20 protein-coding genes are annotated in these 21764 nt (G+C 36.5%); 18 read left to right on the top strand and 2 right to left on the bottom strand.

The window, feature by feature from the left end; genetic code table 11:
- Nucleotides 1–19: 19 nt before the first annotated feature.
- The 16 genes from lspA to K412_RS0119770 all read left to right on the top strand — a co-directional run bounded on the left by lspA (nucleotide 20) and on the right by K412_RS0119770 (nucleotide 16672).
- On the top strand, nucleotides 20–511 hold the full coding sequence (lspA, locus tag K412_RS0119845; protein ID WP_024834711.1) for a signal peptidase II: 492 nt from the start codon (nucleotides 20–22) through the stop codon (nucleotides 509–511).
- Between the two features lie 25 nt (nucleotides 512–536).
- The gene (locus K412_RS0119840) at nucleotides 537–1451 is read left to right on the top strand and encodes an RluA family pseudouridine synthase (RefSeq protein WP_024834710.1); all 915 of its coding nucleotides are present in this window, start codon (nucleotides 537–539) and stop codon (nucleotides 1449–1451) included.
- A gap of 255 nt (nucleotides 1452–1706) precedes the next feature.
- Nucleotides 1707–2243, top strand: a complete 537-nt coding sequence (gene pyrR / locus K412_RS0119835; RefSeq protein ID WP_024834709.1) for a bifunctional pyr operon transcriptional regulator/uracil phosphoribosyltransferase PyrR — start codon at nucleotides 1707–1709, stop codon at nucleotides 2241–2243.
- A 13-nt stretch (nucleotides 2244–2256) separates the two neighbouring features.
- Entirely contained in the window at nucleotides 2257–3198 is a 942-nt protein-coding gene (locus K412_RS0119830) for an aspartate carbamoyltransferase catalytic subunit (protein WP_024834708.1), read from the top strand.
- Nucleotides 3182–4468, top strand: a complete 1287-nt coding sequence (locus tag K412_RS0119825; protein ID WP_024834707.1) for a dihydroorotase — start codon at nucleotides 3182–3184, stop codon at nucleotides 4466–4468. Before K412_RS0119830 ends, K412_RS0119825 begins: the two co-directional genes overlap by 17 nt.
- A gap of 60 nt (nucleotides 4469–4528) precedes the next feature.
- The gene (pyrF, locus tag K412_RS0119820) at nucleotides 4529–5467 is read left to right on the top strand and encodes an orotidine-5'-phosphate decarboxylase (protein WP_024834706.1); all 939 of its coding nucleotides are present in this window, start codon (nucleotides 4529–4531) and stop codon (nucleotides 5465–5467) included.
- Between the two features lie 27 nt (nucleotides 5468–5494).
- On the top strand, nucleotides 5495–6577 hold the full coding sequence (locus K412_RS0119815; RefSeq protein ID WP_024834705.1) for a carbamoyl phosphate synthase small subunit: 1083 nt from the start codon (nucleotides 5495–5497) through the stop codon (nucleotides 6575–6577).
- 22 nt (nucleotides 6578–6599) lie between these two features.
- Complete coding sequence (carB, locus tag K412_RS0119810) at nucleotides 6600–9815, top strand: carbamoyl-phosphate synthase large subunit (RefSeq protein ID WP_024834704.1); 3216 nt, start codon at nucleotides 6600–6602, stop codon at nucleotides 9813–9815.
- Between the two features lie 16 nt (nucleotides 9816–9831).
- Nucleotides 9832–10608, top strand: coding sequence for a dihydroorotate dehydrogenase electron transfer subunit (locus K412_RS0119805; protein WP_024834703.1), 777 nt, complete (start codon nucleotides 9832–9834; stop codon nucleotides 10606–10608).
- 15 nt (nucleotides 10609–10623) lie between these two features.
- Nucleotides 10624–11547 carry a dihydroorotate dehydrogenase gene (locus K412_RS0119800; RefSeq protein WP_024834702.1) on the top strand — a complete coding sequence of 308 codons (924 nt, stop codon included), beginning with the start codon at nucleotides 10624–10626 and terminating at the stop codon, nucleotides 11545–11547.
- Between the two features lie 54 nt (nucleotides 11548–11601).
- Nucleotides 11602–12288 carry a histidine phosphatase family protein gene (locus K412_RS0119795; protein ID WP_024834701.1) on the top strand — a complete coding sequence of 229 codons (687 nt, stop codon included), beginning with the start codon at nucleotides 11602–11604 and terminating at the stop codon, nucleotides 12286–12288.
- Nucleotides 12289–12308: 20 nt separating this feature from the next.
- A complete protein-coding gene (locus tag K412_RS0119790) occupies nucleotides 12309–13166 on the top strand; it encodes an orotate phosphoribosyltransferase (RefSeq protein WP_024834700.1) in 858 nt (285 codons plus the stop codon).
- A gap of 73 nt (nucleotides 13167–13239) precedes the next feature.
- A complete protein-coding gene (locus tag K412_RS0119785) occupies nucleotides 13240–13932 on the top strand; it encodes a DUF1287 domain-containing protein (protein ID WP_024834699.1) in 693 nt (230 codons plus the stop codon).
- 20 nt (nucleotides 13933–13952) lie between these two features.
- Complete coding sequence (ybaK, locus tag K412_RS0119780) at nucleotides 13953–14429, top strand: Cys-tRNA(Pro) deacylase (RefSeq protein ID WP_024834698.1); 477 nt, start codon at nucleotides 13953–13955, stop codon at nucleotides 14427–14429.
- Nucleotides 14430–14440: 11 nt separating this feature from the next.
- A complete protein-coding gene (locus K412_RS0119775) occupies nucleotides 14441–14716 on the top strand; it encodes a hypothetical protein (protein ID WP_024834697.1) in 276 nt (91 codons plus the stop codon).
- Nucleotides 14717–14830: 114 nt separating this feature from the next.
- Complete coding sequence (locus K412_RS0119770; protein WP_024834696.1) at nucleotides 14831–16672, top strand: beta propeller repeat protein; 1842 nt, start codon at nucleotides 14831–14833, stop codon at nucleotides 16670–16672.
- 126 nt (nucleotides 16673–16798) lie between these two features.
- Here K412_RS0119770 and K412_RS0119765 read toward each other — a convergent pair whose 3' ends face one another.
- Together K412_RS0119765 and K412_RS0119760 are read right to left on the bottom strand one after the other, a co-directional pair.
- Nucleotides 16799–18049 (bottom strand): YibE/F family protein, encoded by a 1251-nt coding sequence (locus K412_RS0119765; RefSeq protein WP_024834695.1) that lies wholly within the window; start codon nucleotides 18047–18049, stop codon nucleotides 16799–16801.
- An 11-nt stretch (nucleotides 18050–18060) separates the two neighbouring features.
- Complete coding sequence (locus K412_RS0119760; RefSeq protein ID WP_034848393.1) at nucleotides 18061–18414, bottom strand: DMT family protein; 354 nt, start codon at nucleotides 18412–18414, stop codon at nucleotides 18061–18063.
- A gap of 242 nt (nucleotides 18415–18656) precedes the next feature.
- Here K412_RS0119760 and K412_RS0119755 point away from each other — a divergent pair, with 242 nt between their 5' ends.
- Together K412_RS0119755 and K412_RS0119750 are read left to right on the top strand one after the other, a co-directional pair.
- Complete coding sequence (locus K412_RS0119755) at nucleotides 18657–21230, top strand: ABC transporter substrate binding protein (RefSeq protein ID WP_024834693.1); 2574 nt, start codon at nucleotides 18657–18659, stop codon at nucleotides 21228–21230.
- Nucleotides 21231–21380: 150 nt separating this feature from the next.
- A complete protein-coding gene (locus K412_RS0119750) occupies nucleotides 21381–21764 on the top strand; it encodes a DUF134 domain-containing protein (RefSeq protein ID WP_024834692.1) in 384 nt (127 codons plus the stop codon).

The raw sequence follows: 21764 nt of genomic DNA, 5'->3' as shown, positions 1-21764 counted from the left end.
AAATGAATGGAGGATTAATATGCTTTGGGCGTTGATAATTATAGTGGGATTTGCAATAGACAGACTTTCCAAGGTCTGGGTATTGGATAAAATTGTAGGTAATCCCGTAACCGTCATAAAGGATTTTTTTTACTTGAGGCATCTAGAAAATAAAGGTGCTGCTTTCAGTATTTTACAAGGAAAAACGATTTTTCTTATTTTAATGGTATCAATAGTATCTTTGGCCATATTGTACTTTCTCATAAAGTATAAACATAAGTTTTTACGTCTTTCCTTGTCGCTTATTCTTGGAGGTGCTTTGGGAAATCTTTACGATAGGATTTTCAGCGGTGGAAGCGTTGTAGATTTTCTGGAATTTCATTTTGGCTCATACGTTTTTCCAACCTTTAATGTTGCGGATATACTAGTTGTTGTAGGAACAATTCTACTTATGATATATATATTGTTCCTGTATAAAGAAGAAAAACCTGAAACTGCTAAACCAGAACAGGTTCAGGGTGAAACAAAATAATTCATATATGTTCACGGAGGTTGCTTTGAAAGAGTTTATTTTAGAATGTGATACAGATGGAGTAAGAATTGATTCGTGGCTTGCTGGCAAACTGGAAGACTATTCGAGATCCTATATACAAAAGCTTTGCTTAGATGGTAATATATGGGCCAATGAAGTGCAGGTAAAGTCAAACTATAAGGTGAAGCCGGGTGACAGTATAAAAGTTAATGTTCCCGACGCTGAAATTCTTGACGTAGAGCCGGAAGATATTCCTTTGGATATTGTATATGAGGACAAGCATATTATAGTTATAAATAAGCCAAAGGGAATGGTGGTGCACCCTGCTGTTGGAAACTACACAGGTACTTTAGTTAATGCACTAATGAAACACTGCGGTGACAGTTTGTCCGACATAAACGGGGTTATTAGACCCGGAATTGTTCATAGAATTGACAAAGATACATCTGGACTGCTAGTGGTTGCCAAAAGTAACATTGCTCATGAAAGGCTTTCTGAGAAGCTTAAAACTCATGATATAAAAAGGGAATACATTGCGCTAGTTGACGGTATTATATATGAAAACGCCGGAAAAATTGATGCCCCTATAGGAAGACATCCTGTTGAAAGAAAGAAGATGTGTGTTAATATCGAAAACGGAAGAAATGCTATTACCCATTTCAAGGTAGTGGAGAGATTTCAAAATGCCACCTATCTTGAGTTAAAACTTGAAACAGGAAGAACTCATCAGATAAGAGTGCACATGGCCTATATAAACCATCCTATTATCGGAGATTTGGTATATGGAAGGAGAAAGCAAAAGTATAAATCAAAAGGCCAGGTACTTCATGCATGGAGACTTTCATTTCAACATCCTGTTACCGGTGAAGATATGAAGTTTGAGACAGCAGTGCCTGAATATTTCCAAAGTATATTAAATCAATTGAGAGAAAATGTCTAGACAAGCAGTTGTTGATATGGTATCATTTCATGTGAAAAGAGAGTTACCTTTAAATTAGTCCAGAGAGGCTATAAGGTGAGATATTAAAATATACTTGGATTTTTGTATAATCATCAAAGGATGGTTGTATTTGTATATGTTAAGCTTCTTGCCTTATGGCAGGAAGCTTTTTTAGTAGGTAATAAAATCGGCGAATCAATTGTATGTACAGGTTTATATTAAATATATGCTGTAAAAATGAGAGGAGACGAACTTATGGGACATACCGAGTTAATGGATGAAAACGCAATAACAAGAGCTATAACAAGAATTTCCCATGAAATTATTGAAAAAAATAAGGGAGTGGAGAATCTGGTTCTGATAGGAATTCAGAGAAGAGGAGTTCCTCTTGCAGCCAGAATAGCAAATAAAATAAAAGATGTTGAAGGTAAAGAAATTCCAGTAGGAATTCTAGACATAACATTATATCGTGACGATCTAAGCCTCTTAAATGAGCATCCCGTTATAAACGGTACAGAAATAAACTTTGATATTGCGGGAAAGAAACTGGTCCTTGTTGATGACGTAATTTATACGGGAAGAACCGTAAGAGCAGCCATAGACGCACTTATGGACATAAACAGACCCAAAATGATTCAGCTTGCAGTACTAATTGACAGAGGACACAGAGAACTTCCCATAAGGCCTGATTATGTAGGAAAGAACGTGCCTACATCAAGAAGTGAGATAGTACACGTTAATGTTTTTGAAATTGACGGTTTAAATAATGTTACTATAACGGGGAAGGAATAGGAGAAAAAGAAATATGAACTTGAAATCCAAAGATTTACTGGGACTGAGGGATATTTCAGCAGAAGAAATTGAGTATATTCTGAATACTGCAAAAACAATGAAATGTATTGTTACATCAAACAACAAAAAAACAGCGCATCTACAGGGAAAATCAATCATTACACTATTCTATGAAAACAGTACAAGAACAAGACTTTCATTTGAACTGGCTTCCAAGTATATGGGAGCCAGCGCCGCAAATATATCCGCATCAAGCAGCAGCGTTCAAAAAGGTGAAACATTAATTGACACAGGAAAAACAATTGACGCTATGGGCTCAGATATAATAATAATGAGGCACCCCATGTCTGGAGCACCTCATCTTCTTGCTAAAAACGTAAAATCTTCAATAATAAATGCCGGAGACGGTATGAATGAACATCCCACACAAGCTTTACTTGACATGTTTACAATACTTGAGAAAAAGGGTACATTAAAAGGCCTAAAGGTGGCTATCATAGGAGATATACTTCACAGCAGAGTTGCCAGAAGCAATATATGGGGACTGACAAAAATGGGAGCCGAAGTTAATGTATCCGGGCCTGCCACATTGATGCCTCCTGAAATTGAAAAAATGGGCGTAAATGTTTTCAGTACGGTTCAGGAAGCAATGCTTGATGCTGATGTTGTCATGGGACTAAGAATTCAGTTAGAGCGTCAGAAGAAGGGGTTGTTCCCCACAATAAGAGAATATGCAAGATTTTTCGGAGTGGACGACAAGAGGTTAAAGCTTGCCAAGGAGGATGCAATAGTGCTTCATCCCGGCCCTGTAAACAGAGGGGTTGAGCTTTCTACCTCAGTTACTGACGGAGAACAGTCCTTCATAAACGAACAAGTAACTAATGGAGTTGCAGTGAGAATGGCACTACTATATCTTTTAACAAGGAGGGGAACCGTAAATGAAGTTACTGATTAAAAACGGACATGTTGTGGACGCAAAAACCGGTTTAGACAGTGTTACAGACATATTGGCAGTGGATGGAATTATCCATGATATAGGAAGTGACATAGATGAAACTGGATGTGAAGTAATCGATGCAAATGGCTTGTATGTATTTCCAGGCCTTGTAGATGCTCATTGTCACTTGAGAGACCCCGGTTATGAGTACAAGGAAGATATTGAGACAGGAACGAGAAGTGCGGCAAAGGGCGGTTTTACCTCGGTTGCATGCATGCCAAATACCAACCCGGTATTGGATAATGAAGCACTGATTAAGTATGTAATAAATAAGGCAAAAACTGATGGTATTGTAAACGTATTTCCTATTGGAGCAGTGTCAAAAGGGCTGAAAGGAGAGGAACTGAGTGAAATTGGGGAGCTCAAATTTGCCGGAGCGGTTGCACTTTCAGATGACGGCAGACCTGTGGGTAATTCTTCATTAATGAAAAAGGCAATGCAATATGCCTCAATGTTTGATATAACAATTATTTCACACTGTGAAGATCTTGACCTGGTAGACGAAGGGCTTATGAATGAAGGCTTCCAGTCATCAATTCTAGGGTTAAAAGGCAATCCTGCTCCTGCTGAAGAAGTAATGATTGCAAGAGATTTGATACTGGCAGAATACACAAAGGCAACAATTCACATAGCTCATGTAAGTACAGAGTTGGGAGTTGACTTAATAAGAAATGCAAAAAGAAGAGGTGTAAAGGTAACGGCAGAAACTTGTCCTCACTATTTTACACTCACGGATAATGCATGTGAAGGTTTTAACACAAATGCAAAGGTAAATCCTCCATTAAGGACACAAAAGGATGTGGATGCAATAATTCAAGGCTTGAAGGATGGCACCATAGATATTATCTCAACAGATCACGCACCTCATCATATTGACGAAAAAAATGTAGAATTTAAAATTGCCGCAAATGGGATGGTTGGTTTTGAAACAGCATTTCCACTGGCAATTACCTATCTGGTCAAGCCTGGGCACCTTACACTAAAAGAACTTGTATATAAAATGAGTTTTAATCCGTCACAAATGTTAGGACTTAACAAAGGTACCATTGAAGTTGGCAAACTGGCTGATCTCATGATTTTTGATATAAATGAACAATATAAAGTAGATGTTTCAAAATTTGAGTCAAAGAGCAGAAATTCACCGTTTAACGGGTTTTCACTATACGGTCAGCCCCAGTATACCATTGTGGGCGGAAACCCTGTGGTGAGAAAAAAGGTACTGTTATAAAAATTATTATGCATTGGGCTTAAAAAATAGTTTATAAATTGCCCGGAAATGGAGATAAAAATGTTTATTGACAGACTTATTGAGAGTATACAGGAAAAGAATAATCCTACTGTTGTAGGGTTGGATCCAAAGACTGAATATGTGCCGGCTTTTATTAAAGACAAAGCCTTTAAAGAATACGGTAAAAATTTAAAGGGAGCTTCAGAAGCTATTCTAACCTTTAATAAAATGATAATTGATTCAATATACGATGAAGTGCCAGCAGTTAAACCACAGCTTGCTTACTACGAAATGTATGGAATTGATGGATTAATTGCTTTCCAGGAGACCTGCAAATATGCAAAGAGTAAGGGGTTAATTGTTATAGCAGACGCAAAGAGAAATGATATTGGTACAACTGCCGAGGCTTATTCAAAGAGTTTTCTTGGTGAAACTGAAATAGACGATGGAGTAAAGCAAAAGGTTTTTGATGTAGATGCTCTTACAGTTAGTCCATATCTGGGTATTGATGGAGTTAAACCTTTTATTCAGGACTGTATAAGTTTTGACAAGGGAATATTCATACTAGTAAAAACATCCAATAAATCCTCTGGTCAGCTTCAAGATTTGGTAACTGAGCAATGCAAGAGCATTTATGAAGTTATGGCCGGATATGTACAGGAATGGGGAAAACCTCTTATGGGTAAATATGGCTATAGCAGTGTTGGAGCAGTAGTTGGAGCCACATATCCTAATCAGGCAAAATTGTTAAGGTCAATTATGAAAAATGCATATATTCTGGTTCCTGGATATGGAACACAAGGTGGGACAGCAAGAGATTGTGCAAATTCCTTCAACAGAGATGGACTTGGTGCAATTGTGAATGCTTCCAGAAGCGTAATTTGTGCATATAAATCAGAAACATGGAAAAATGAATATACTGAAGAGAAATTTGCGGATGCTGCTAGGGCAGAGGTTTTAAGAATGAAAGAAGATTTAAACACGGCACTTGGCAGGTAAATAAAAAGAAGACACAGAGGTGAGAATATGAAGGCATTTTTATTGCTGGAAGATGGTACGGTATTCGAGGGAAACAGCTTCGGAATGGAAGGAAAGGTAATTGGAGAAGTGGTTTTTAATACAGGTATGACAGGGTATCAGGAAGTTCTGACAGACCCGTCATACTGCGGACAAATAGTATGTATGACTTATCCATTAATAGGCAACTATGGTGTAAATATAGATGATATTGAATCCTTGAAACCTCAGGTAAAAGGTTTTATAGTCAGGGAGCTTTGCAAAACTCCCAGTAACTGGAGATCAATTGAAACCTTGAATGAATACTTAAAAAGAAATGAAATAACAGGTCTTGAAGGTATTGATACAAGGGCATTAACTAGAATTCTTCGTAACAATGGAACCATGAAAGGTACTATAATTACGGCAGAACAGCTTGAAAATATACAAGAAGAACTTGCAAAGGTAAACAGCTATACAATTAGCAACCCTGTATTACAGGTAACTACAAATGAAATAAAGCACTACAAGGGCGAAGGTTACAAAATAGCTCTTATGGATTACGGCTTAAAGCAAAATATTGTAAGATCATTATTAAACAGAGGCTGTGATGTTCATGTTTTTCCGGCTACGGCAACGGCGGATGAAGTTTTGGGAATAGAACCGGATGGAATAATGCTTTCTAACGGACCTGGGGACCCAAAGGATTGTCAGTTCCAAATAGATACAATTAAAAAACTTATTGGTAAAAAGCCAATGTTCGGAATTTGCCTTGGACATCAGTTAACAGCATTAGCTAACGGAGCCAATACAATAAAACTCAAATACGGGCATAGGGGCTGTAACCATCCAGTAAAAGATATAGAAAAGGATCTCACCTACATTACTTCCCAAAATCATGGGTATACAATTGTCGAAGAATCACTTAATAAAGAAACCATGACTGTAAGCCATATAAATATGAACGATGGAACTATCGAAGGAATAAAGTACAAAAATGCTCCTCTTTTCACTGTGCAATTTCACCCTGAAGCATCACCGGGGCCTGGAGACACAGCATATTTGTTCGACGAGTTCATTAAAATGATAGATTATTCAAAAAATAGCTTATAAAAGAAGTTGGAGGATATAACACATGCCTAAACGTAATGATATACATAAAGTATTGGTTATCGGCTCAGGTCCGATAATAATAGGTCAAGCGGCAGAATTTGACTATGCCGGAACCCAAGCGTGTCAGGCTCTCAAAGAAGAGGGAATAGAAGTAGTACTGGTAAACAGTAACCCTGCTACCATAATGACTGATACGAATATAGCTGATAAGGTTTATATAGAACCCCTAAAAGCGGAAGTAGTAAAAAATATAATAAGATGTGAAAAACCTGATAGCATCTTACCTACGCTGGGAGGGCAGACAGGCCTAAATCTGGCAATGGAACTTGCAGAATCAGGTTTTTTACAGGAACATGGAGTAAAGCTTCTGGGAACAGCTACTGAAGCTATAAAAATGGCTGAAGACAGACAGGATTTCAAGGACACAATGGAGCGTATTGGTGAGCCTTGTATTGCCAGTAAGGTTGTTACCACAATAGAGGACGCTGTAGAATTTGCCCGTGAGATTGATTATCCGGTTATTGTCAGACCTGCGTATACCCTTGGAGGTACCGGGGGAGGAATCGTCTATAATGAAGAAGAACTGAGAGAAATAGGGGAAAACGGACTTAGACTCAGCCGTGTTCATCAGGTACTTATTGAAAAATGTATATCAGGTTGGAAAGAAATAGAATATGAGGTAATGAGAGACGGTAAGGGAAATGTTATAACAGTATGTAACATGGAAAACATCGACCCTGTAGGAGTTCATACCGGAGACAGTATTGTTGTTGCACCTTCCCAGACACTTGCAGACAAAGAATATCAAATGCTTAGAACCTCTGCACTGAAAATAATATCAGCCTTGGGAATACAGGGAGGTTGTAATGTACAATTTGCCTTGCATCCAACAAGTTTTGAATATGCAGTAATAGAAGTAAACCCAAGAGTTAGCAGATCATCGGCACTTGCATCAAAAGCAACAGGATACCCAATAGCAAAGGTTGCTTCAAAGATTGCAATAGGCTACGGTCTAGATGAAATAAAAAATGCCGTAACAGGAAAGACATATGCTTGCTTTGAGCCTACTCTTGACTATGTTGTAGTAAAAATACCAAAATGGCCTTTTGACAAATTTGTAAAGGCAAAGAGAACACTGGGAACCCAGATGAAGGCAACAGGAGAGGTAATGTCCATAAGCAGTTCCTTTGAGGCGGCTCTAATGAAAGCCATCCGTTCACTTGAACTGGGAATATTCACACTGGAACAGGAAATATATAAAAATCTTGAAGGCAGCGAGATATTAAAAAAGCTTCATGACATTAACGATGAAAGAATATTTGTCATTGCAGAAGCAATAAGACGGTCTATAACAGTTGAAGAAATTCATGAAATAACAAAGATAGATTATTTCTTCCTTTGTAAGATTAAAGAACTTGTATTAATGGAAGAAAAGCTTAAAACTGTAAGCAAAGAACAGCTGGATAAGGATATTCTAAAAAAAGCTAAGAAAATGGGCTTTACAGATAGAATTATTTCCAAGCTGTCAGGAATTCCTCAAAAAGAAATAACTGAACTTAGAAAACAGAAAAAAATAACTGCGACATATAAAATGGTTGATACCTGTGCTGCTGAGTTTGAGGCTGTAACGCCATATTATTACTCAACTTACGATGATTACTCGGAAGTAAAGGAATCCAAACGAGATAAGGTTTTGGTTCTGGGGTCAGGACCAATAAGAATAGGTCAGGGAATAGAATTTGACTATTGCTCTGTCCACTCTGTATGGGCCTTGAAAGAACTTGGATATGAAACCATAATTGCAAACAATAACCCCGAAACTGTAAGTACTGATTTTGATACAGCCGACAGGCTTTACTTTGAACCATTGACGCCTGAGGATGTAGCAAATATAGTTGAAGCAGAAAATCCAAAGGGTGCTATAGTACAGTTCGGCGGACAAACTGCTATTAAGCTTACAAAAGCTCTGGATGATATGGGTGTTAAGATATTTGGTACCGAAGCTAAAAATGTTGATGCAGCCGAAGACAGGGAAAAATTCGATGAAATACTTGAAAAGACAGGTATTCCAAGACCTCAAGGAAAGACAATTTTTACTCTTGATGAGGCCATAGCAGCAGCTAATGAACTAGGATACCCTGTACTTGTAAGGCCTTCCTATGTACTTGGCGGACAAGGTATGGAAATAGCCTACAATGATAAGGATGTCAAAGAGTTTATGGAAATCATAACTAGAAATGTTCAGGAGCATCCTATACTGATTGATAAATACATGATGGGTAAAGAAATTGAGGTTGACGCTATATGTGATGGCGAGGATATATTGATACCCGGAATTATGGAACATCTTGAAAGAGCAGGTGTTCATTCAGGTGACAGTATATCTGTATACCCTTCACAGACCATAAGCGACAAGGTTAAAGAGGTTATAGTAGACTACACTGTAAAACTTGCAAAAGCCCTGAATGTAGTAGGTATGGTAAATATACAGTATGTTTTATATAACAATCAGGTTTACGTAATAGAAGTTAATCCACGGTCAAGCCGTACTGTTCCATATATCAGTAAAGTTACGGGAATTCCTATGGTAAATCTGGCAACAAAAGTAATGATGGGTAAAAAGCTAAAGGATTTCAAGTATGGTACAGGATTATACAGAGAACCCGGATATGTTTCAGTAAAAGTTCCTGTATTCTCATTTGAAAAACTCCATGAAGTTGACACTAGTCTTGGGCCTGAAATGAAGTCCACAGGTGAAGTGCTTGGAATAGCAGATAATTTCCCAGAAGCTTTGTACAAGGGCATAATAGCATCAGGAATCAAGCTTCCAAAGCCGGGAGACGGAATACTAATGACAGTTAGAGATACTGATAAGCCAGAATTGATTCATATTGCTGAGGAATTTGAAAAGTTGGGCTTTAACCTATATGCAACAGGCAAGACTGCAAATATGCTTAATAATAACGGAATAGCAACAAATGCTGTAAGAAAGCTGGATGAAGGCTCACCAAACATTATTGAGCTTATTCATGCAGGTAAACTTTCAATGATAATAAATACGCCCACAAAAGGCAGAAACTCAGACAGGGATGGCTTTAAAATAAGAAGAAAAGCTGTTGAAATGTCAATACCATGTCTGACTTCACTAGATACAGCAGAAGCAATAATAAAATGCCTAAAGCTCGGAAAAACCGAAGGTGAGCTTGAAGTACTGAATTTAAGCATATTCGACGAGTAGAAATCCGGAGGTAAATATGGGTAATATTCTTAATGAACAGATTGTAAACACAAAAATGCTGTGCAAGGATGTTTTTAAAATGACTATCAGCTCTGAATATGTTGCTTCCAATGCAAAACCGGGTCAGTTTGTTAATATAAGATGCGGGGGATTGGATGCGATGTTGAGGCGTCCTATAAGCATTTGCGATGTAGATAAGTCTCAAAATACCTTTGATATAGTTATTCAGGTAAAGGGAAGAGGTACCGAAAAACTTTGCAGTATGTGTCAAGGGAAAGTTGACATAATGGCGCCCCTGGGAAATTCCTTTATGATAGATGATAAACATGAAAATATATGTGTAGTTGGGGGAGGGATAGGGACCTTCCCTCTCCTTTATCTGTTAAAATGCTCTCAAGCAGCCAATAAGACTGCTTTGCTAGGATTCAGAAACAAAGAGTCAGTTGTTTTGGAAGACAAATTTAGGGCTGCCGCAGGTAACGTGGAAATTGCTACAGATGATGGTTCATATGGTAAGAAAGCCTTTGTAACAGAATTGCTTGAAGAGAAAATTAAGTCTCAAAAACCGGACATTATTTATACCTGCGGTCCTGCTATAATGATGCAGAAGGTTTCCGCTATTGCTGAAAAAAATAAAATACCATGTCAGGTATCTATGGAACAACGTATGGGGTGCGGTATAGGAGCCTGTTTAGTTTGTGCTTGTAAGACTAAAAATGGTAACAACTGGGAATTTAGCCATGTATGTAAGGACGGGCCTGTATTTTGGAGCACAGAGGTTTGCTGGGACTAAATGGGAGGTTTATTTATGTCAAATAAGATAGATTTAAGCACAAATATTGCAGGAGTACAGTTTGACAACCCTGTTATAATGGCATCAGGTACTTACGGGTTTGGTAAGGAATATAGTGAGTATGTTGATTTGAATCAAATCGGAGGAATTTCAGTAAAAGGACTTACCCTAAAGGAAAGAAAAGGCAATAAGCCCCCGAGAATAGCAGAAACCCCTGCAGGCATACTTAACAGTGTTGGATTGCAAAATCCGGGAGTTGAAAGCTTTATAAGGGAAGACCTGCCGTTTTTAAAAAATTATAAAACTAAAATAATTGCAAACATTGCCGGAAATACTATAGAAGAATATTGCGAAATGGCAGAAATACTAGGAGACTCCCAAGTGGATGCTATAGAAATGAATGTGTCCTGCCCTAACGTTAAGGCCGGATGTTTGGCTTTTGGGACTACTCCTAAAGGAATAGAGGAAATTACATCTGCAGTAAAAAAATACTGCAAGCAGCCATTGATAGTAAAATTGACCCCAAATGTTTCGGATATTAGGTCAATAGCCATAGCTGCCGAGGGAGCAGGTGCAGATTGTATATCACTTATAAATACAATACTTGGACTTGCAATTGATATAAATAAAAAGAAACCAATTTTAGCTAACAATTTTGGAGGTCTGTCAGGGCCAGCAGTAAAGCCTATTGCATTACGAATGGTATATGAAGCTGCCCACGCGGTTAAAATACCCGTAATAGGAATGGGAGGCATTAGCTCTTGGGAGGATGCCATAGAATTCATGCTTGCGGGCGCATCAGCCATAATGGTTGGGACTGCAAATTTTGTTAATCCTATAATCCCAGTAGAAATTGTTAACGGAATTGAAAAGTATCTTGAGAGTCATGGGCATACAAACCTAAATGAAATTATCGGAAAGTTGGAATTGAATGACTGATTAATTTGATATAATTATTACTGTTGCATTATATTTATAATATTGGAGGTACTCATGAAAACACGGCTTATATTTGTAAGACATGCGGAAGCAGAAGGAAATTTCAACAGAGTATTTCATGGATGGTATGACAGCAGGATTACGGAAAAAGGACATAAACAGGCAAAGGCAGTAGCAGAAAGACTTGCGGATATTCCTATTGACATTATATATTCAAGCAGCTTGACAAGAACCCTACAGACAGCACAGTATATAGCTGATATCAAAAAGCTTCCTATTATCCGCACAGACAAAATGAAGGAAATAAACGGGGGAGATTGGGAAAATGTTGCATGGGAAGTTCTTCCTAAGCTATATCCAAATGAAAACTATACATGGGAAAATGAACCTCATATGCACCAAATGCCAAATGGTGAAAGTATGGAGGAGTTCTATAATCGCCTTTTAAAAGAAGTAATGGATATAATAGGACAAAACAAAGGAAGAAGTATATGTATAGTTACACATGGCACAGCCATTAGGGCAATGCTATGCAGGTTTTACGGGAAGTCCCTTAAGTATATGAAAAATGTTTATTGGCATGATAATACCTCAGTGACAATTGTTGATTACAATGATGAAAATGATGAATTTCAGGTTGTTTTAGAAGGTGATATTGAACATTTAGATGCGGAGTTAAGCACTATTCAGAATCAGGAATGGTGGAAAAGCTACATGGAGTCAAGACAAAAAAATAAATAAGGTTTTGTGGGAGGTTAACAATGGAAAAAAATAATTTAATCAACTGGCTGTTTAAAACCAACGCCGTCAGGATATGTCCTGAAAACAAGCCATTTTGGTATACGTCATCCAAGATAGGCCCGTATTACATAAATACACATTTTCTTTATGGCAGTGAAGAAAAGGCAAATAGCCTTTTAAAGGTAATTGATGTATGCAAAGAAAACAAAATGGATTGTTCAGAGATAATACTTGAACTTGCCCATAAAAATTTTGAAACTGACGATATATACAGAGGTCTAATAACGACCATGTGTGAATATATAAAGAGTAATATTGATATAAAAGATATAGGATATATATCAGGAGGAGAAAGAAGGGATTGGTTCTTTTCACTGATAATAGCAGATATACTAAAAATGCCACACATAACAATATTCAAGGACATGACAGCTGTATTGTATAAAGATGGAGTATCATCAGATGTTACTGACCTTGGAGGAGCAAATGTCCTTCATATTGCAGATATTATAACAGAGGCCTCCAGCTATTTGCGTGCATGGATTCCGGCTGTTAATAAACTCAAAGGTAATTTGAAATACAGTCTTGTGGTAATAGACAGATTACAGGGCGGTACTGAAAAATTAAAGGACGCAGGTGTACAATCCCATGCACTTATGAATGTTGATAAAGGGCTTTTTGATGGTGCTCTTTCAGGCGGATATATTTCATCGGAGCAATACGATTTGCTGATGAAGTATCTGGATAATCCCACAGGTACAATGAAAAATTTCTTGATAAACAATCCAGAATTTTTGGAAAATTCTCTTAATGCAGATCCAAAGACTGCGCAAAGAGCACGTATTTGCATAGAAGAGGATATTTATGGTCTGAAATAAATAATTACTGAATACATATACCTTTGAAAGAACATGAATTCAATAAATAGCTCAAGAAGGTTGGAGTGATTTAATGAAAAGGTTTGTATTTTTAGCATCCATAATACTGGCAGTGGGTTTTATAGCATTATTATCTTACAGCCACTTTGCCTTTCAGGATGCTTTTTTCTTTCTTAAAGGGGAGGTTAAAATTGATAGAATAATTTGCCATGGAGATATGGATGGCGATGGAATACCTGATAATGAGGATATAGTACAGGGTGCCAGGCTGGAGATATCCAACAGAACAAAGTACCAAAGTACTTACTATGAGGGAGGATATCCGCCGAAATCAGAAGGTGTATGTACTGATGTTGTGTGGAGAGCACTAAAAAACGCAGGATATGATTTGAAGGCCCATATGGATGCTGATATTTCAAAGAATACAATTGATTACAAAAAGGGTGTAATTATACCTGATCCCAATATAGATTTCAGACGTGTAAAAAATCAGTATGTATTTTTCAAGAAATTTGCTACTAATCTGACAACAGAGGTAAAACCCTTTGATAGGAAAAACTTGTATGAGTGGCAGCCAGGTGATATAGTAGTATTGAAAAACAGTGACCATGTTGCTATAATATCGGATAAACGCAGGAGAGATGGAGTTCCTAGTATAATACACAACTCAAGCACATTTCCAATGGAAGAGAACTTACTTTTAAAATGGAGCAAAGATGACCGAATAATAGGACATTTTCGATTTCCTCAAAATGATTTGGAATAATATAGAAGAGGTGGTTTTGTGTGGCAATTCAAAAGACAAATGTAATGAGAATTTTGGATACTGCTAAAATCAATTACAATGTGTATACATATGACAGTAAAGGCGGTGCCATAGACGGTGTTTCAGTAGCCGAAAAAATCGGACAACCCGTTGAAAGAGTTTATAAAACTCTTGTAACCAGAGGAAATAGCAAAAATTATTATGTATTTGTAATTCCCGTTAGCAAAGAACTTAACCTTAAAGCTGCTGCAAAAGCAGTGGGAGAAAAGTCAATAGAGATGATAAAAGTTGATGAAATTAATAAGGTTACAGGATATATTAGGGGAGGATGTTCACCAATAGGAATGAAAAAGGACTATAAAACAGTTGTTGACAGTAGTTGTAAAAACTTGGATACATTTATTTTCAGTGGTGGGAAAATTGGTTTTCAGGTTGAGGTAAGCCCAAAGGATTTAATTGATTTTATAAAAGCAGATGTAGATTTGATAACAGAATAAAGGAGATTTTTATGGATTTAAATACAGTAATAGCAATTATATCAGTACTATTATCAGTTTATCTTACAATTGAGTTAGTACTTAAATATAGGATAAAGAAGGAGCAAATTAAAGCAGATGCAATGGTTAAGGCTGAAGAAATAAAGGCTAAAAATCAGCTTGAAATTGAAAAGCTGATTCACCAGGATAATAATGAAAAACTGATTAATGTGTCTAGTGATGAAGATGCCATAAATAGTGACGAAAATTTTAATAGCCGAAGAAACCGTATAAATGACAGATTCTAACTTTGAGCGGATAAAAAAATATATATATTGTGTGGAATTTAATACATATTTTATTTACAATTATATACAAATCATATAATATATACCTATAATAATTTATTAGGAGGGGTATATATGAAAAAACATCTTGTAATTCTCTTGGTTATGTGTATGCTCTTTACCAGTTGTTTTTCTATGCTGGTAATCCAAGCTGAAGGTTTTGAGGATCTTCCTGCACCTCAAGATCGTTATTTGTGGTCAATAGCAGCAAATGACAACGGATTGTTTGCCGCAGTTGGAGATTACGGAATCATTAGGTTGACAGAAAACGGAGTAGATTGGAAAGACATTCAGCTTCCAATTGATTCCCAACTAAATTCAGTTGCCAGCAGAGGAACTCAGTTTGTAGCAGTAGGTGATTTGGGTGCAATTTATACTTCAGAAGAAGGTTATGACTGGAAAGAGGTAATGCCTCCAAAGTTTGATTACAATCTAACTTCTGTGGTATCAAACGGAAAAGTATTTGTTGCTGCAGGAAGCAACGGAGCAATACTTTATTCAGAAGACGGGTATAAATGGGTGAAGGCTGAAAAAGTATTCGCATCATATAAAGAGAGTGTTTCTAATGTAACTAGTCTTGTATGGAACGGAAATATATTTTATTCTATAACTGATATAGGGACAAGCCTGATATCAGAAAATGGTTTTGTTTGGAAAGAGCAAAAAATTTATCCTCAAGTTGAGTCTAAATTTGGATTTTTATTAAAAAAAGTAGCTTGGGCTAACGATAAGTTTGTTGCAACAGGCGAAAATGGAACCATAGAAGTATCTTATGATGGAGTTTATTGGAAACCTGTTTATCAGGACAAAAATGCATCCTTTAGAAACGTAGTTTGGAGTGAAACCGAAAAAGGTTTCTTTGCAACTGGAACCCGCGGACACATTAGTTTTTCAAAGGATGGTTTTGAATGGGTTAAAATTTCAAAAGATGATTTGTCCCTTTATGCATTTGAGCATATGGCTACATTCAAAGATATAGACATTATTGTAGGTGGAGGCGGATTAGTAGCTAGAATAAAATATCTGTCTCATACCGTTGAAGTTATAAATGCAGGAGCGGTTGACGGTCAGCAGTTATATGATGTGGCTTCTAACGGTAATGTTATTGTAACCGTTGGTACTGGCGGAAGAGTAAGAAGATCAACTGATGGCGGTTTAACATGGTCACTCTATAAACTTAACACAATTGATGATTTAGTTGGTATTGCTTACGGCGGAGGAGCTTTTGTAGCAGTGGGTCCTGATGGTACAATTATCAGATCTACTGACGGAGGAAATAACTGGTACCAACCTATAACTGGTCTTGGTAATGATATAAAAGGCATTACATATTCAAATGGAAGATTTATAGCTGTTGGAAGCAACGGACTTGTTCTTACATCCATTAATGGTGCTACATGGAATTACAGTGTTATTTCATCGTCGGTTCAATTCAATAAGGCGGAATATAACGGAAGCGCCTTTGTGGTTGTTGGAAACAACGGTAAAATATTTACTTCTACTGATGGGCAAACTTGGACTCAACGTAGTTCAGGTACTACCCAGAACTTGGAAAGCGTTGTATGGGACGGCAGTAAATTTATAGCTGTAGGAAACAATGGTACAATACTTACTTCACCTGACGGGATAACATGGACATCTACAGTTTCAGGTTTCTTCCAAGCTAATTTAACTGACGTATTTGTAATGGATAGCTCATCTAATTCCATTGGTTACAAAATTATTGCAATAGGTCGTTCGGGCAAGGCTTTTGGTTCTAATGATGGAATAAAATGGTTCCCATTGAATACAGAGATTTCAACTAATATGAATGGTGGAGCTTGGTGCAATGGCAAATACGTTATAGTAGGATGCCATGATTGTATTTCAATATCCAATGATGGAGCAACTTGGACTCAAGTTCTTGGACATTATTAATCAATTTGAATAAGTTTCTATAAAGGCCAGCAGCGTAGGCTGCCGGCCTTCTAGAATATTATTAGACAAAAACTCCTCACTCATTTTTGGCTTTTGTGTGAGGATGATTTTTTACTTATATAAATACTATTTCCAACCGTCGTTGTATTCATCATTCCCAGACTTTTCTGTCATATCAAGGTCAGAATTGTCTGCAATGGGAAGCTTAATTTTTTCTGCATACAGGTAAGCACAAACAAGTGATGTCAGAGGCATTGTAAATAGTATACCTATGCTCCCTACCAACGACTGAAGAATCTCCACAACTATCATTTCCTTGTTAAGTAGTTCCAAAAGTGAACTGTTATATGAAACCAGAAGCAAAACAACGGATAGGGAGCTGCCAATATAAGCAAGGATAAGGGTGTTAGCCATTGTTCCCATTATATCTTTTCCAATTGCTATTCCGGATTTCACCAATAAACTAAAAGGAGTATATTCCAGTTTTTCCTGCATTTCAGCAAGTGAAGCTGCAATTGACATTGACACGTCCATTATTGCACCGATTGCTCCAATGAGAATTGCAGCAAATATTATTGCTTTTAAATCTATGGGATTCTTAGTATTAATACGTAAAAGGTAGAGAGATTCCTCGCTGACAAACCCTGTAAGCTTTAATACTTTGTCCATAAAAGTAATTAAAACACCGGATACAAGAATACCTACCATACACCCAATACCAGCAGCAAGACTTTTCTTGCTTGGACCATACACGATAAGTAGAGTCATGCAGATAATAAAAAGACAGGTTATTATGGACCATATATATATGTTGAAGCCCTGTAATATCGCTGGAACAAAAACGGCAAAAATGGCTGCAAACGTAAATATGAGTGACAAAATTGTATTGAAGCCTTTAGATCTTCCAAATATCAGAAGCAGGATAAAAAAGACGATTCCTAGTACCAAAAGTGCATTAGTTCTGTGATATTCCGCCATGACCCAATCAAATTCAGAATCCTTGTTATCTAGTTTATATAAAATTATTTTATCTCCTGGCTCAATTTCTTTTTGTGAGCCACTTGAAAATGGATCTATGGTTTGAAGAGCGATAATCTGCTTACCCTTGTCTTTACCGGATAAAAGTTTTGCCGAAAAAGCAATATCCTTTCCCTCATTTGGGCTGTCTCCACCAAGATTATACTCGGTTTTACTGGTTTTAATTATCTTAACAACAATTGCACTTTGGGCTTCAACACCGTCAACGCCTTTAAACATATCAAGATTATTAGTGGTAAATCTGTTCCCTATGTACAACAGAACTATAGAAATAACAATAGTAGAGATGTAAATGAGGGTTTTTTTATTTAAGAGTTTTTTTAAGTAGTGTGCTTCCATCAAATTCTCTCCTAAAATTTTTTAAATGCAAAGAAGACTGCTCCCAAAATACATATAAAAGATAAGATATAATTAAGTTTGAAGCTTTCCTTTAAATAAAGTACTGAAAAAACACCAAAAACAACCAGTGTTATAGCCTCCTGTATAATTTTTAACTGAGCTGTGTCAAAATTCTTTGAAGCCAACCTGTTAGCCGGTATCATAAAGCAATATTCAAAAAAGGCAATTCCCCAGCTTATTAAAATAATAAGAGGAAGAGAAACTGAACTATTTTTAAATTTTAGATTACCATACCATGCAAATGTCATAAAAACATTTGAAACTACCAAAAGTAAAAAAGGCCAAAATTTAATAATGGAATACATATATAAAACCCCTCTAATCATGCTTTTATCGTTCATGCATAAATATCATTATAATGTAATATTCATAATTTTCAACAGTCATTGTTATATTTAATCTATTAAAATGACAATAAGATTGAAAATTTTAACATAATTAGTATAATATTAGTAGGGTATTATATATTTGCCGGCAAGTGTTTTATAAAAAATATAGAGGATAGCCAGCAGCTGGGTGCTGATATATAAGGGCTTGAGGTAGTATAATGACATCAAAAAAAACAAAAAAGGTTATTGTGAAGTGCTTTGCAGTTGTAGTTTTTTTATTTTTTTTCGGAAATGCGTTTGCTCAAGCAATCAATAATGAAGTAATGGAAGATGTCTGGCCAAAAAAGAATATTTTGATATTACATTCGTATAATGAAGGCTTGGCATGGACGAGTGACCAAAATACAGGAATAATTGAAACAATTGAGAAAGAATATCCAAACGCTAGTATATATGTAGAATATATGGATTGGAAAAATTATCCTACCTCTAGTATATTCTCTTATTTAACTGACTATTTCGAATTCAAATATAAACATAAACCTCTAGATTTGATAATTACTACTGATGATGCTGCATTAAAATATGCATTAATCAATAGAAAACAATTGTTTTCCGATGCACCTGTTGTGTTTTCAGGAGTTAACCAGGATGATGTTTCAGAGATTGCCGGACGGTATAAAAATTACACCGGAGTAATTGAAAAAATTGATCCTACAGAAACTTTCAGAATGGCTTTGAGAATAAACCCTTACATAAAGAAAGTTTATGTGGTGTTTGATAATTCAGAAAGCGGCTTGTCAACAGGCCGCTTAGTGATGGATAAGGTAAAAGCAATGAATCTGGAACCCATACCAATGAATAATATGAGTTTCAATGAACTTTTGCAAACTGTAAGTAAATTGGATAATACTAGCATCGTTTTTTTTGCAACTTATTACAGTGATGGAAATGGAAAGATGTTGGATTTTAATCTGGCTTCCAAAGAAATAAGCAAGCACAGTAGTGTGCCTTTGTATCACCAATATGACTTTGGATTAAACAAAGGAGCCTTCGGCGGAGAAATGCTAAGCGGCAGGCTGTATGGAAACTACGCAGCAAAACATGCCGTCAGAATATTAAAGGGAGAATCTGCTTCAGATATAAAGATTATATCACCTAATGCAACAAGAATAGTATTTGACTATGAGCAGTTAAAACGTTTTGAAGTACCAGTGTGGAAATTACCTAAATCTGCAGAAATAATAAATAAGCCATTTTCATTTTTTGAAACTTACAAACGTCTTGTTTTATGTGTTATAGGAGCATTTTGCATACTGACGCTGTTTATAGTTATTTTATTGGTATATATTAAGAAAATTAAGATTATTCGAAAGCAGTTATATGAAAGCAATGAGGAGCTAACACAAACATATGAGGAATTAGTTGCCTCAGACGAAGAATTGAAACATCAACTTGAAGAAATCCGTTCCATACAAAAAAGTCTGGCCCAAAGCGAGGAAAAGTACACTTTTCTGGCAATGCATGATGTTTTGACGGGGCTTCCTAACAGGCGTTCGCTGATAGAGGATTCTACCAGGCTTATGTCCTACAATTCAGGAAAAAAGATTGCATTACTTTTTATTGACATGGACAATTTTAAATATATAAACGATACAATGGGACATGAATTTGGTGATGAACTAATAAACGAAGCAAGCCAAAGACTTAAAACGACTCTAAAAGATATCGGGACACTGTACCGCCTTGGCGGTGATGAATTTATCCTGCTTATACATGATATAGAAAACAAGTTTGAGGCAGAAGAGTTTATGTGTCAGGTTCTTCAAAGTTTCAAGGATGAATTTGAAATCAGAAACAGCGTGCTTCATATTACTATCAGTATTGGAGCAGCACTATATCCTGACCACGGGAACAGTACAGAGGACTTAATAAAATGTGCAGATATAGCAATGTACAAGGCCAAAGAGCAGGGCAAAAACAGGTATGTTCTTTACAATAAGGATATGGATAAGGCTTTTTCCGAGAGAATGACTATAGAAAAGCTGCTGCATACGGCTATGGAAAAAAATGAATTTGAGATATTTTATCAGCCACAGTTTGACTTAGAGACACAAAAAGTAACCGGTCTTGAGGCCCTACTTCGATGGAAAAGTTCAGAGCTTGGAAATGTTTCACCTATGAAATTCATTCAGGTTGCGGAAGATACTCATTTAATAATACCTTTAGGTGAATGGGTACTGAATCAGGCTTGTGCATTTATAAAAGAGTTACATGAAAAAGGTTTAAAAGATTTGACCGTATCGGTAAATATATCTACAATACAAATTCTCCAGTCGGGGTTTACACGTAAAATAATTGATATTATAAATAGTTATAATCTTAATCCAGAATGTCTTGAGTTGGAAATTACCGAAACTATTTTAATAGAATCATTTACTACTGTTTTTAGAAAGCTAAACAAACTAAAAAATATGGGTGTAAGAATAGCTCTAGATGATTTTGGAAAAGGGTATTCTTCTCTAAATTATCTAAAACAGCTTCCAATATCAACACTGAAAATTGATAAATCTTTTATCGATAGTGTTTCAACAGACGAGGAGGGAAGAACTATAACTCGCCACATAATAACATTGGGAAGGTCCTTAGGAATGACTATAATTGCTGAAGGTGTAGAGTATACCGAACAACTGGAATACTTGAAAAAATATAACTGTGACAGGATTCAGGGATATCTGTTCTCAAAGCCTTTGTCCGGAGAGGATGTTAAGAAATTGTTAATGTATAATTAGTGAATTCGATTTATTCTGGCCATGAAAACCAGTTAAATACTGGTTTTCATGGCCGTTTTATTGTTTCGCGGCACCAACTTCTTGACGTATTTCTTATATTTGGTATAATAATTATGGGCATATGCACATAATTATTATGAGGTGAAAATAATGCCAAGACCAAAAAAATGCAGAAGAGTTGGCTTTATACCAGGAAATGCGTGTTTTCATCCCGAAATAAAAAGTCAGGTTCAGGTTATTTTGAGCATTGAGGAGGTTGAAGCCATCAGACTTGCAGACTATCTGGAAATCGGTCAAGATGAGGCCGCAGATAGTATGAATGTTTCCAGAGGCACTTTTCAGCGTATAATAAATTCTGCAAGGAAAAAGACGGCAGATGCATTGGTGCATGGGAAGACTATCCGAATAGACGGGGGTAATTATCAGGTAGAGTCAGGCAGAAGTTGCTGCAGGAGACAAAGTGGGGAATGCAGCACAATAAACTGTGACAGATGTGAGGGTTGTATGGACTGTCACAAACCAACAAATATATGA

This window comes from Ruminiclostridium josui JCM 17888, assembly GCF_000526495.1.
Taxonomy (GTDB): Bacteria; Bacillota; Clostridia; order Acetivibrionales; family DSM-1351; genus Ruminiclostridium; species Ruminiclostridium josui.
This window is presented reverse-complemented; position numbering and strand designations above follow the sequence as displayed.